Here is a 13269-nt window from a genome sequence, read left to right as displayed (position 1 = left end):
GTGTCCGCGACCGGTCGGGCGCGGCCGGGGCGAGTGCGATTCGATGGAGGAGCGTAGAGGCAGCGGATCGGTCACGATATTGTGATCGTGGACAGCGGCGGCAATCGTCAGAGTGGCGGCCGCTGCGGCCGCGGCGAATGCCTCGAGGAGGCGCGCTACGATTGGCCGGCCGTCGCGCTCGCGGGCGAGAGCGGCAGGTCGACGCAGAACGTCGAGCCCTGGCCGGCCTCGCTGACCAGGCGGATGCGCCCGCCGTGCGCCTCGACGATGGTGCGCGTGATGTAGAGGCCGAGGCCGAGGCCGCCGTAGTGCCGCGACGAGACGCCGCGGCGGAACCGCTCGAACAGCTGCGTCTGCACCTCGGCCGGGATGCCGATGCCGTGGTCCGTGACGCACAGCCGCGCGAACCCGTCCTCGGAGGTCACGGCGATCTCGATCGGCGCGTTCTCGCCGAACTTGATCGCGTTGGCGATCAGGTTGGTCACGACCTGCTCGAGGCGGTACGGGTCCCACTGGCCGACGACCGGCTGCTCCGCGTGCATCGTGAGGGTGCTGCCCGACTGCGCCGCTGGTCGTCGAACTGGGCGACGGTCTCGATGACCAGCGCGCGCAGGTCGACGGGCTCCCGGTTCAGCTCGAGCCGCCCGGCCTGGATCCGCGAGACGTCGAGGAGCATGTCGACGAGGTCGGCGAGGCGCTGGACCTGGCGGCTCGACACCGCGACCACCGAGCGCGCGCGCTCGACGTCGACGCCCCGCGCGAGCCGCTTCTCCAGCGACTGGACGGCGAGCTGCAGGCTGGTGAGCGGGGTGCGGAGCTCGTGCGAGGCGATCGAGATGAACTCGTCGCGCTGACGCACCGCCTCCTCCGCGGCGGCCCGCGCGTGCCGCTCGTCCATGAGGAGCCGGTCGCGCTGCCGCTCGGCGTGGACGCGCGCGGTGACGTCGCGGAAGCTCCAGACGCGCCCGACCACGCGCTCGCCGAGGCGCTGCGGCTGCGAGTAGCGCTCGAACACCCGCCCGTCGGCGAGCGTGATGATGGCGACCGCGCTGTCCTCGGGCGTGGCGTAGAGGGCGTCGATGCCGCGCAGGAACTCCTCGGGATCGGCGAGCTGGTCGCGGACGAACATCCGGAACGCGCGGTCGGACTCGGTGGCGAGGACGTGATCGGGGATCCGCCACATCTCGACGAACCTGCGGTTGTGACGCACGACGCGCTGCGCGGCGTCGACGACGAGGATGCCGTCGGCGGTCGACTCCAGGGTCGCCTCGAGCAAGGAGTGAGAGCGGCGCAGGACGTCCTCGGCCCGCTTGCGGGCGGTGACGTCGGTCGAGATGCCGCACACGCCGCCGGGCTTGCCGTCGGGATCGCGGAGCGGGAACTTGAGGGACAGGTAGGTGCGCGGGCCGTCGCGGCGCGGCGCGACCTCCTCGATCTCCATCAGCCGATCCTGCTCGACCACCAGGAGATCGTTGGCGCGGTAGACGTCGGCCTGGTCGCCCGGGAAGAGGTCGTGGTCGGTCTTGCCGATCACCTGGGTGCGGTTCAGGTGGAACAGCTCCTCGAAGCCGCGGTTGACGAGCATGTAGCGGCCCGCGTGATCCTTGGCGAACACGACGGCGGTGGTGTTGTCGACGATCGATTGCAGGAGCAGCTGGTTGTCGCGCAAGAACGCCTCGGCGCGCCGGCGCTCGGCGTTCTCCTGCTGCAGGTCGGCGTAGAGGCGGGCGTTCTCGATCGAGATGGCGGCCTGGGCCGACAGCAGGCGCAGCAGCTCGACGCGGTCGGGGGTGAAGGCGGAGCGGGTGAGGTCGTTCTCGAGGTAGAGGATGCCGGCCAGGCGGCCCTTGCAGACGATCGGAGCGGCGAGCGAGGAGTAGGGCGCGGCGCGGGCGAAGCAAGGGTCGCGGCCGAAGGGGCCGTCGAGCGCGCGGTCGTCGAGGAGGATGGTCTCGCGGGTGCGCGCCACGTAGGTGATGACGCTGTGCGGCAGGTCGGTGCGGCCCTCGAGCGGCGCCGCGCCGAGCACGTGGACCGCAGCGTCGCCGATCCGGTGCTCGGCCTCGACGACGAGCCGGCCGTCGCGCAGCAGCAGCAGCACCCCGCGCCGGGCCCCGGCGTTCTCGACGAGGATCCGCATGAGCGCGTCGAGCAGGCGGTCGAGGACGATCTCGCCGGAGATGGCCTGGGTGGCCTTGAGCACCGAGCCGATGTCGAGGGTGGCGCCGGCGGGCGCGGCGAGCAGCTCGCCGGGCACGAGGTCGGGGTACGCGCGTTCGAGGCGTCGCATCGCTGCGGTCGCGCCCCAGCGTCCGTAGGCGCGGTGGGCCTCGGCGAGGTAGGCGCGGGCGATGGTGGCCTTGCCGCGCGCGCGGAAGGCCAGGCCGGCGAGCTCGTTGGCGAGGGCCTCGTCGTGGAGGTAGCCGCCGCGCTGCGCGAGGGCGATGGCCTCGTCGTAGCGGTCGCCGGCGGCGCGTGCGTCCCCGCGGGCGCGCCTCAGCTCGGCGTCGAGGAGGACGCTGCGGTGGGCGAGGTTGTCGGGGCAGAGGGCCGTCCAGCGCGACAGCTTGGCGGCGAAGTCCTGCGCGCGGGCGAGGAAGCGGGCGCGCTCGTCGGGTTCGACGACCTCCGCCGCCTGCGTGAGGGCGATGCCGCCGTAGAAGTGGAACGCAGGGTTGCCGTGCCAGGCCGCCACGGCCGGGATCTCGAGGTTCAGCGCCAGGGCGATGCGGGCCGCGGCCTCGAACGCGCCCTGGAACACGTCGAGGAGCACGATGTAGAAGTGGGCGAAGAAGAGGGACGCCCGGTTGTCGATCCGGCGCGACGCGGCCACGACCTCGTCGATGTCGATCCACTCGCCCTTGAGTTTGGCCGGGTTCGCGGTCTCGACCGAGAGCTGGTGCGCGAGCTGGCCGACCGCGCCGACCATCCAGGTGATGGTGTCGAACTTGTCGAGCTTGCGGATCGGCTGGAGGCTCGCTGCCTCGGCGAGCAGGTCGGACAGCGGCAGGCCGCGCAGGAGGCTGTTGGTGATGAGGTTGACCGTGTTGTAGAACGACCAGATGTATTGACCGGTCTCGAGGCCGGTGCGCATGCCGACGAGCAGCGGCTCCCTGCAGGCGGCGTAGGGCTCCTTCCACGGCTGGATGAAGGCGCCCCACATGTTGCAGACGATCGACTCCGTCTTCTTGTCGGGGTCGCGCTCGGCGAGCGCCACGGCCGCGCGCCCGAGGCGGTAGCCGAGCTCGATGTCCCCGCGCGCGCACAGGAACATGGCGAACAACACGCAGCCGTAGGACGCGGTGGTCGACAGGCCGTGGCGGAAGGTGTTCTCGACGGCCTTGGCGACGGTGATGCCGAGGTTGTTGGTGGCGAGGAAATAGCAGGGGACGAACAGCTCCTGCAGGGTGTCCTGTAGGGCGCAGATCTCGGGGTCCCGCAGCGGCGGCAGGTCCGGCAGCGCCGCCAGCGTCTTCTCGCGGACGAGCGCCATGGTCGCGTCGATCTGGGCGTCGACCATGGCCTGATCGGGGAAGGGCGGCAGGTCGATGCCGAACGGACGCAAGGCGGCGAGCCCCTCCGCGAGCGCGGCGGGCAGGTCGTTCTTCAGCACCTGCACCTTCATCTTGAGCCGCAGCACCTCGCTGCGCTCGATCCGGCTCGCGGCGCGCTGCAGGCAGTCGGAGAGGAGCGCGAGGGCCTCGTCGTGCCGACCGCACAGCGAGAGCATGAGGGCGGTCTTCTTGGCGTACTCGGCCCGCAGCGCGTAGTGCGAGGTCCAGGCGTCGTCCGGGAGGCGCAGGACGCCCGAATGCAGGTAGCGCAGCGCGGCGCCGAAGGCCGCCGAGTCCTCGGCCCGGCGCGCGGCCTCGAGGCTCAGGCGGGCGAGGTTCAGCCGCTCGGCGGGGTCCGACACGAGGTCGCCGGCGCTGTTCAGGTGGCCGACGACGTCGAACAGGCTCTGGCTGTCCGTGAGGTCGAGCTTGGCCGCGAGCAGGCGACCGATCCGGAGGTGGAAGCCGGGCCGGTCCGCCTCCGGCACCATGGCGTAGGCGCCCTCCTGGACCTTGTCGTGGGCGAAGCGGTAGCCGTCGCGCCCGGCGATCACGAGCCCCTCGCTCACGGCGGGGTCGAGGCGGGCGTAGGCGTCCTCGGGCGAGCACTCGCTGACCGCGGCGAGGACGTCGAGGTCGAAGCGGTGGCCGATCGCGGCGGCGAGCTCGAGCGCCTGCACGGTGGCCGCGGGCAGGCGCGCGATGGTGCGGACCATGAGGTCGACGACGTTGTCGGTGTAGCCGAGCGCGTCGATGGCGGCGAGGTCCCAGCGCCAGCCCGAGCCCGCGGCGTAGGCGAGGACGCCGTGGTCGTGCAGCGAGCGGATGAACTCCTGCACGAAGAAAGGGTTGCCGCCGGTCTTGGTGAGCACGGCGTCGGCGAGCGGCCCGCAGTCGTGGCGTCGCAGGCTGTCGGAGAGCATCTCGATCAGGTGCGGGCGCGCGAGCGGAGTGAGGACGATGTCTCGCACGACGACGCCGGCGTCCGCGAGCATCAGGAGGAGCGGGTGCCCGGGCGCGACCTCGTTGTCGCGGTAGGCGCCGCAGAAGAACAGCGCCTCGAGCGAGTCGTCGGTGAGGAGGGCGCGCAGCAGCGAGAGGCTGGCGGCGTCGATCCACTGCAGGTCGTCGAGGAACACGACGAGCGGGTGGGCGCCGCGCGCGAGCACCGAGACGAAGCGCAAGAAGCACCACTTCAGCCGGTTCTGCGCCTCGATCGGGCCGAGCACCGGGACCGCCGGCTGAGGGCCCACCACGTGGGCGAGCGAGGGGATGACGTCGCAGACGACCTGCGCGCTCGGGCCGAGCGCCTCGAGGATGGCGCTCCGCCAGCGGAGGATGCGGGCCTCGCTCTCGGCGAGGAGCTGGCGCACGAGGTCGTCGAAGGCCTGGATCACCGCGCTGTAGGGCACGTCGCGGTGGTACTGGTCGTACTTGCCGCTGGTGAAGTAGCCGCTGCGGCGCGCCAGCGGCTTCAAGATCTCGTGGACCAATGAGGACTTGCCGATGCCCGAATAGCCGGAGACGAGGACGATCTCGCGGCTGCCCGCGCAGGCGCGCTCGAACGCGGCGGTGAGCGCCTCGATGTCGTGCTCGCGGCCGTAGAGCTTCTGGTGGATCCGGAACAGGTCCTGGCGATCGCGCTCGCCGAGGACGAACGGCTCGATCGCGCCGGTGCGGCGCAGGGCGTCGCGGCAGCGATCGAGGTCGGCGAGCAGGCCCTCGGCGCTCTGGTAGCGGTCCTCGGCGTTTTTGGCCAGCAGCTTGAGGACGATGGCGGAGACGGGCGCGGGGATCGTCGGATCGACGCGGTCGGGCGGGACGGGGGCGAGGGCGAGGTGGGCGTGGACGAGCTCCATCGGGTCCTGGGCCGTGAACGGGCGCAGTCCGGTGAGCGCCTGGTAGACGATGACGCCGAGCGCGTAGAAGTCGGTGCGGTAGTCGACGCCGCGGTTCATGCGGCCGGTCTGCTCGGGCGAGACGTAGGGCAGGACGTCGACGAGGACCGTCGCGGCGTAGGGCTGCTCGTGGGCGTGGGTGAGCTCGGCGTCGACGCCGAAGCCCTTGATCTTGATCGCGCCCGAGGCGCCGACGAGCACGTTGGGCGGGCGCAGGTCGCGGTGGATGAGCCCCGCCGCGTGCATGGCCGCGAGGCCCTCGGCGAGCGCGGCCGCGAGGTCGAGCGCCTCGGCCAGCGGCAAGCGGTGGGACGGGCGCGCGGCCAGGACCTGCGCGAGGTCGTGGCCCGGGAAGTCCTCGAGCACGACGATCAAGGCGCCGGCGAACTCCTCGACGCCGTGCACCGCGACGAGGCGCGGCGAGGCGAGGCGAGCGATGCGCTCGTACTGGTGCTTGAAGCGCGCGACCTCGGCGCCAGTGGATCCCTCGGCGCGCAAGATCTTCAGCAAGACCGGGGCGCCGTCGGCCTCGCGGCGCGCGCGGTGGATGCTGAAGTCGGCGGTTTCCTCGATCTTCTCGCGGAGCGCGTAGCCTCGCACGGCGATCATCGAAGACCCTGCTCGCTCGCCCGTGATCATGCCTCCGGGGGAGGAGGCTCGGCCCGCAGCTCCCGCCGTCCGCTGGAGATGGCCCCTTCCCAGCCCACCTAGCGTAGGCAGGCCGCCGCGCCTGGCAGCTCAAGATCTAGACAATTTGCGCGGCGCACCGCGACGCGCGGGAGACGACGAGGCGATGGAGGCCCGTCGTCGCAGCGCGCGGCGGCGATGCGGCAGGGACGTCACAGCGCGGCGAAGAAGCTCCAGATCGCGGGGCCGGCCCACGCGGGCCAGCCGTGGCCGCCGAGGTCGGGCTCGTCGTGCTGGCACCAATGCACGGGGAAGCCGGACTCGCAATCGTCATAGGCGACGCACGGGGCCGGGTCGACCGCGGCGGTCGTGTCGCCGCACGAATTGGCGGACAGCCAGTGGTCGCGCGCGCCCTCGCCTTGCGAGAGCGGGACGGTGGTGTCACCGGTGCCGTGCGCGAGCCAGGCGGCGACCTGGCCGGTGCAGGCGCTGAACGGGCCGCCGCCGGCGACGGGGGCGATCGCGCGGACGATGCCGCCGCGGGCGCAGCCGAGGGTGTTGGACATGTAGCCGCCGAAGCTGTGGCCGGTGCTGAAGACGCGGCCGGCGTCGATGCACAGGCGCGCGCCGACGTCGGCGAGGATGGCGTCGAAGAGGGCGACGTCTTCGTTGGCGGGGTCGAGGTCCCAGCCGGTCTGGTTGTCCATGTCGGCGAGCGGGAGGCCGTCGGGGTAGATGAAGATCGCCTGGCCCGCCGCGGCCTCCTCGACCTTGAAGTACAGGCGCGCGAGCTCGCCGTTGCCGCCGCGGCCGTGCCAGGCGAACACGAGCGGGTAGGCGTGGTCGGGGTCGTAGTCGGCGGGGATGACGAGGTCGTAGTCGCGCTCGATGCCGGCCGCCTCGATCTTCTGGGCCATGACGCCGGTGAACGGCGGGGGCTGACCGCAGGGCCCGGCGGGCGGGCTGGTGGTGACGGGCGGCTCGTCGGTGGTGGTGCCGGGCGTGAGGCCGGTGGTGACGGGCGGCTCGTCGCCGGTGGTCGGCGCGGTGGTCGGGACGGGGGCCGTCGGGTCTTCGGTTCCTGTCCCCTGGGACATGTTCCCGGAGACATCCGTGGCGGTGGGGTCGGTGAGGGCGCCGCCGTCGGCGGCGGTGGAGCAGGCGAGGAGGGGCAGGACGGCGAGCGCGAGGCGGTGGCGCATGGCGCACGGTAACGCGAGGGCCGAGGCGGGCGCCATGGGGCCGCGCAGGGCGCGAGCGCGGTCGCCGGACCGCAGGATGGGTGCCGCGAACCTGTCGCATGCGCGGCGCGGAGGAGAGAGTTCGCGCGAGCTGGCTGAAAGGTCAGGTGGGTCTCCAGGGGTGTGTCGCGCAGCTCGAGCGGGATCGCCCGACGGGACCCAGGGCGCCCGCCGCTCGCGCTTCGCCGAATTCACGCGGTCGCCAGCAACTCGATGTCGATTCGTACGTGACCCCCGACCTGGCGTTCATCCGTGACCTCGAATCGGAGGTGAAGCATGCCGGAGCTTCCGAGTGCAGCGCACCGTCGGACGCAAAACACCGGCCGAGCTCGCTCGCCCGGGACTTCGAGGCCCTCTGGCGCGCGAGCTCGGCGAGGCGCGCGTGATCGATCGGCGCGTCGGCGACCTTTACCCTCTCCCGATTGACACGCGAATGTCGATGAGGCCCCATCGTGCCGGGCGTATTACGCCCAGAACGAGGAGCCATGGGAATCATCGCGTTTTACGAGGGCAACAATGGCACGCAGAACCTCATCCAGACGGTCGAGGATACGCCGGGTCAAGACTTCCGGCCGGTCCAGAACGACGAGATCCGCTCGCTCAAGCTGTACGGTGTGCGAGCGGGAGCGGAGATCCGACTGTACGACGATCCGAACGGAGCGACGACCGACGATTTCTGCATCATCCAGGTGAAACAGGTGGTCCCCGAGTACACCGTCAATACGCTCGAGCGCTCGTACGAGGATGACACCGTGATGGTCGCCTTCATCCGGAATAACGGTCTGGACGGCAAGGTATCCAGGATCCGGATCAACTAGCGCGGTAAGAGAGGTCGCCGAGGGCATCACGTGCCGAGGGCAGACCTGTGCTCTCGGCCCGCCTCTCGGCCCACCTCGCGGCCTGCCTGCGAATCCCGGTCGGGGTCCGCCGGACCGAGATGCGTCGATGCACCCTCCGACGCGCTGCGGCGGTGCGCCCGGGTCGAGCAAGCGCCCGAGGGGCGTGCGGAAAGTTCGATTGCGTCGGCCGGGCCGGTCTTTCATATTGCAACTCGCCGTTGCGAGTTTGCTGTGATGTCGCCCTTCGCCACGAATCGCCGGAAGCTCCGCGCGAGGGCGGGTCGACGTCAGGCCGTCGCGGGCCGGGAGGACGTGAGTCATGGCGTCGGTGAAGGCGATGCTCGGCGACGCGGTCGCCAGGTTGTTCTTCCACGAATGGACGATCACCGCGGTGCGCGAGGTGTCGCCGCACTTCCGCCGCATCGAGCTGACCGGCGAGGACCTGCGCGAGGCCCACGGCGCGGGCGACAAGGTGCAGGTGATGATCCCCGGCACGGGGCCGCGCACGTACACGCCGTTCGCGGCGGACCGCGAGCGCGGGGCGGTGTCGCTGCTGGTGTATCTGCACGGCGAGGAGCCGGGGGCGCAGTGGGGCCGCGCGGCGCAGGCGGGCGAGCGCGTGCGCGTGTTCGGGCCGCGGGGGTCGCTGCCGTTCTCGACGCTGGCGCCGGCGGTGGTGCTGTTCGGCGACGAGACGTCGTTCGCCGCGGCGCGGGCGCTCCGGGAGCTGCGCGGGCCGGAGGCGCCGTTGTCGTTCGTGTTCGAGGTGACGCACGCGGACGAGGCGGAGGCGGTGCTGGCGGCGCTCGACGTCGGGCCGCGGACGCTGGTGCCGCGCGGGCCGGACCACTTGCTGGCGGTCGAGCGCGGGCTGCGGGCCGCGCTGGCTCGCCACGCCGGCGCCGATCTGGTGCTGTGCGGGAACGCCAAGTCGATCCAGACGTTGCGCGCGGCGCTCAAGGCGAGCCCCGCGCCGCACGCCCGGCAGAAGGTGAAGGCCTACTGGTCGCCGGGCAAGCGCGGGCTCGATTGATACGAGCGCGATTGCGAGGAGAGGAGCCGTCATGCGCCTGCCGTGGAGAGCGAAGCCGTCCGAGATCGAGGTCGACCTGAGGTCGCCGGAGATGCGCGCCGATCCGTATCCGACGTACGCGCGGCTGCGCCGCGAGCGGCCGCTGGCGCTGGCGGTCGACGGGTTCGGCGGCGAGGTGTGGGCGGTGTCGCGGTACGCGGACGTGCAGGAGGCGCTCCGCGACCCACGGCTGGGCTGCAATCAACGCAGCGCGACCGGCAAGTCGGACATGGATCGCTGGTACGTGCCGAAGATCATGCGCGCGTTCGGCGAGACGATGCTGAGCCAGGACGACGAGGGCCACCGCCGGCTGCGCGGGCTGGTCCACAAGGCGTTCACGCCGCGCATGATCGAGAACCTGACCCGCCGCGTCGAGGACCTGGTCGACGAGCTGCTGGCCCGCGCGGCGAGCCGCGGGCAGTTCGACCTGATCGCCGACTTCGCGCTGCCGCTGCCGCTGACGATCATCTCGGAGATGATGGGGGTGCCCGACGACCGCGATCGCCTGCGCTTCCACGGGTGGATCGCGGGGATCCTCGAGGGCGGGGACCCGTCGCCGATGAACGTGCTCAAGCAGCTGCCCGACATGGTCCAGCTGGCGCGCTTCTTCAGCAAGCTGGTGGCGGCGCACAAGCTGGCGCCGCGCGAGGACCTGACGTCGGCGCTGATCGAGGCGCGCGAGAAGGACGACAAGCTCAGCGACGCGGAGCTGACCGCGATGCTGTTCGTGCTGCTGCTGGCCGGCCACGAGACGACGGTGAACCTGATCGGCAACGGGACGCTGGCGCTGCTCGAGCACCCGGAGCAGCTGGCGCTGCTGCGCGCAGCCGGAGCTGGCGGCGGCGGCGGTCGAGGAGCTGCTGCGCTTCACCAACCCGGTGCAGATGCCGAGCCCGCGGTTCGCCCGCGAAGACATCACGCTGCACGGGCGGACGATCCCCCGCGGGGCCCGCGTGACCGCCCTGATCGGCTCGGCCAACCGCGACGAGGAGGCGTTCCCCCGCGCCGACGCGCTCGACCTGCAGCGCGCGCCCAACCGCCACGTGGCGTTCGGCCACGGGGTCCACTACTGCGTGGGGGCGCCGCTGGCCCGGCTGGAGGGGCGGATCGCGCTGGAGACGCTGGTCTCGCGGTTCCCGCGGCTGCGCCTGGCGGTGCCGCGCGAGCAGCTGCGGTGGCGCAAGACGACGGTGCTGCGCGGGCTCGAGGCGCTGCCGGTGCGCGTCGATTGACGGCGGACGAGGAGCGGGCGAGCGCGGCGGGTGGCGACGGCCGAGCAGAGAACGGTGAGCCGCGATTCGTCGGCCGGGGATCGCCAGGGTGTACGCGACTGCGGGGACCGCGGGCCGCGAGATGGTCTAGGGTGGCGGGGATGGCCGACCGCGACGTCGAACGCAACTGCAGCCCCGAGACCTTCGTCGAGACCCTGCGCCGCCTGGCCGACGCGATCGAGCGCGGCGAGGCGTTCCGGATCCAGGTCGCAGGGGCGCGCTTCAACGTGCCGCGCGACGCGGCGCTGTCGATCGAGCACGAGGTGGCCGGCGACGAGGAAGAGCTCGAGCTCCAGCTGCGCTGGCGGCGGTGACGGCGAGCGCTAGCTGGCCGAGAGGGCATGCCCGTGAGGACATGGCCTCCGCGGCATGTCTTCGGGGACATGCCCCGAGAGGCAGCTACGGCTTGACGGCGATCCGGCCGGTGTAGTCGATGCGGTGCAGCAGCGGGGCGCCGCCGTGCTCGGCGAAGTAGCCGTCGACGGCCTCGCGAGCGCCGCGCCAGTGGCCGTAGTCGTCGACGATGAGGACGCCGCCGCGGGCGAGGCGGGGGTAGAGGTGGACGAGCTCGTGGCGGGTGGACTCGTACCAGTCGGTGTCGAGGCGGAGGATGGCGATCGCGTGGGGCAGGGTGTTCGGGATGGTGTCCTCGACCTTGCCCATGACGAAGTGAACGTGCTCGCGCGGGTAGCCGGTGGTGCCGAGGCTGGCGGTGGCGTCGGCGAGGCTGTTGGCGCAGAAGACCTTGTGGTCGGTGCCCTTGATCTTGTCCCACTGGCCGAGCGGGGCCTGGTCCTTGAACGAGACGTCGCGCGCGGTCGGCTCGCTCATGCCCTCGTAGGTGTCGTAGAGGAAGAGGTCGCGGTCGCGGTCGCCGAGCTCCTGGAAGGTGAGGGCGGCGACCATGGCGCTGCCGCCCTTCCACACGCCGCACTCGACGAAGGCGCCGCCGATGCCGGCGCGGTGGACGTGACGCACGGCCTGGTACAGCGCGTACATCCGCTCGGTCGAGGTCATGGTGTACGGCCGGGCGCGGTCGTGGATGGCCCGAAAGCCAGGTTCGAAGTCGGGGTACTGCTGGCGCCAGCGGCGGTCGTCGCGGAGGCGGCGGAGGCGGTCGAAGAGCGTCACGGGTGGCGCCGAGGGTACCAGGACGAGCGGCGAGGCGCGCGAGGTCGCGGGCGGGCGCGAGGCGAAGAACACCCTCCCTGCTCGCGCGGCGCGAGCGGCCTCGGCGGGGCGCCGGGTCGGCGCGAGCGCTTCGTGGGCGGCAGCGTGGGGCGTGGTCGAGGGCGCCGTGCGCGGCGAGGGATGCGTTATGTCTCTTCGACCAGGCGCAGCCTCGGGCCGCGCTCCATCAGCTCGCAGAAGCGGCGGACCGCGCCCTGGAGGGCGGCGATGCAGCGCTCGAACACGAGGCGGAAGTCGCCCTCGGCGGCGAGGAACAGCTCGGTGGCGGCCTGCATGTCGTCGTGCTGCGGGTAGACCTTGACGACCTTGAACTCGGCGGTCACCTCGGCGGCGGCGATCCGCGCCCAGTGGCGCTCCGCCTCGCTCTCGAGGCCCCAGAAGTTGGGGAACACGAGGCGAAAGTACAGCGGGTCGTCGTCGTCGACGGTGACGCAGTAGTAGCGGCCCTCGCACTTGAACACGAGGTCGCCGGCGTCGTCGACGACGGGCCGGAAGCCCTCGGCGCGCAGGAACTCGGCGTAGACCTCCGCCTGGCTCATGCGCGCAGGATACCTCGCGCCGCGCGGCCGCGGCAACGCTCGCAGGGAAGCGAGAGGATGCGGGCGCTCATACGCGTGCGACGGTTCAGCGCTGCTCGGTAGTGCAAGCCGTCGGCTCGGGCAAGATCTGGCGCAGATAGGCGTCGGCGAGCATGCCGGGCCGTTGCTCGCGCGGATACCCGAGCGAGACCTCCTCGAAGCGCACGCCGTCGATCCAGTCGGTGCGCCGCGTGTGCAGGTGGCCGCTGACGACCACGCGCGCGCCGTAGCGGCGGTGCCAGTCGTCCGTCGCTCGCGTGCCGCACCACGGGCGGTACCGCGGCACGCGCGGGATGAAGATGAGGTCGTCGCGCAGCGGCCAGTGGTTGACGAGGACCGTCGGGTGCGCCCGCGCGAGCTCGAGGCGCGCCGCGGCGGTGCGCACGCGCTCGGCGGACCAGGCGACGATGTCGGCGAACGGGTGCGGATCGAGGCGCGCCTCGTCGGCGGCGAGGACGCCGTCGTCGGCGGCCCAGGCGATCGCGGCGGCCCGATCCATGCCGCGGGGGGCGAAGGTGTAGTCGTAGAGGAGGGCGAGCAGCGCGAGGGTGTGCGGGCCTCCGTCGCCGGGCCACACCGGCCACGGATCGTCGACGCTGACGACGCCGCGGCCGCGGCACAGCTCGCACATTGCGGCCAGCTTGTCGGCGCCGCCGAGGCGGACGCCCCGCTCCTCGGTGGTCCACAGCTCGTGGTTGCCGGGCACCCACAAGAGCCTGGCGAAGCGCGGCTGCAGCAGGTCGAAGGTCCACTGCATGTGATCGCCGGTCTCGCCGACGTCGCCGCCGACGATGAGCCAATCATCTGGCCGCGGGGACAGGTTCTCGAGGAGCTCGCGGTTGCGGCGGTGACCGACGTGGAGATCGCTGAGGGCCCAGAGCTTCATGCCGGCGTCGGCAGGCTAGTACAGCCGCTCCGAAGTTCTCCAGGGGTTTATCGACGGCGGCGGTTCATGGATCCACCTGGATCCATCGCTGAAGGGGCCGTAGGCCTTGAAA

The 13269-nt window shown here is 71.9% G+C and carries 9 protein-coding genes and 1 pseudogene; 4 read left to right on the top strand and 6 right to left on the bottom strand.

The features are described from left to right. Positions 1-155: 155 nt before the first annotated feature. From OV079_RS16850 to OV079_RS16840, 3 genes are all read right to left on the bottom strand, one after another. On the bottom strand, positions 156-542 hold the full coding sequence (locus OV079_RS16850) for a sensor histidine kinase (protein WP_267769784.1): 387 nt from the start codon (positions 540-542) through the stop codon (positions 156-158). After that, the gene (locus OV079_RS16845; RefSeq protein ID WP_267769782.1) at positions 482-6061 is read right to left on the bottom strand and encodes an AAA family ATPase; all 5580 of its coding nucleotides are present in this window, start codon (positions 6059-6061) and stop codon (positions 482-484) included. Before OV079_RS16845 ends, OV079_RS16850 begins: the two co-directional genes overlap by 61 nt. A 230-nt stretch (positions 6062-6291) precedes the next feature. Next, positions 6292-7281: a CE1 family esterase gene (locus OV079_RS16840; RefSeq protein ID WP_267769781.1), complete on the bottom strand. Its 990-nt coding sequence runs from the start codon at positions 7279-7281 to the stop codon at positions 6292-6294. 524 nt (positions 7282-7805) lie between these two features. On the opposite strand from OV079_RS16840, the gene OV079_RS16835 reads away from it, so the two are divergent. From OV079_RS16835 to OV079_RS58045, 4 genes and pseudogenes are all read left to right on the top strand, one after another. Next, entirely contained in the window at positions 7806-8138 is a 333-nt protein-coding gene (locus OV079_RS16835; protein ID WP_267769780.1) for a hypothetical protein, read from the top strand. Positions 8139-8478: 340 nt separating this feature from the next. Continuing rightward, on the top strand, positions 8479-9192 hold the full coding sequence (locus OV079_RS16830; protein WP_267769779.1) for a siderophore-interacting protein: 714 nt from the start codon (positions 8479-8481) through the stop codon (positions 9190-9192). Between the two features lie 31 nt (positions 9193-9223). Then, positions 9224-10463: pseudogene (locus OV079_RS16825) on the top strand (cytochrome P450 family protein). 140 nt (positions 10464-10603) lie between these two features. After that, positions 10604-10816 (top strand): amphi-Trp domain-containing protein, encoded by a 213-nt coding sequence (locus OV079_RS58045; protein WP_420829413.1) that lies wholly within the window; start codon positions 10604-10606, stop codon positions 10814-10816. Positions 10817-10901: 85 nt separating this feature from the next. Here OV079_RS58045 and OV079_RS16820 read toward each other — a convergent pair whose 3' ends face one another. The 3 genes from OV079_RS16820 to OV079_RS16810 all read right to left on the bottom strand — a co-directional run bounded on the left by OV079_RS16820 (position 10902) and on the right by OV079_RS16810 (position 13157). Then, complete coding sequence (locus tag OV079_RS16820; protein WP_267769777.1) at positions 10902-11633, bottom strand: TylF/MycF/NovP-related O-methyltransferase; 732 nt, start codon at positions 11631-11633, stop codon at positions 10902-10904. A gap of 185 nt (positions 11634-11818) precedes the next feature. After that, positions 11819-12232 carry a hypothetical protein gene (locus OV079_RS16815; protein WP_267708383.1) on the bottom strand — a complete coding sequence of 138 codons (414 nt, stop codon included), beginning with the start codon at positions 12230-12232 and terminating at the stop codon, positions 11819-11821. Positions 12233-12317: 85 nt separating this feature from the next. Next, the gene (locus tag OV079_RS16810; RefSeq protein WP_267769776.1) at positions 12318-13157 is read right to left on the bottom strand and encodes a metallophosphoesterase family protein; all 840 of its coding nucleotides are present in this window, start codon (positions 13155-13157) and stop codon (positions 12318-12320) included. Positions 13158-13269 lie beyond the last annotated feature (112 nt).

The organism is Nannocystis pusilla (assembly GCF_026626665.1).
In the GTDB taxonomy this organism is placed as follows: Bacteria; Myxococcota_A; Polyangia; order Nannocystales; family Nannocystaceae; genus Nannocystis; species Nannocystis pusilla.
Note: the sequence above shows the minus strand (reverse complement) of the source record. Positions and strands in the feature narration are given on the sequence as shown.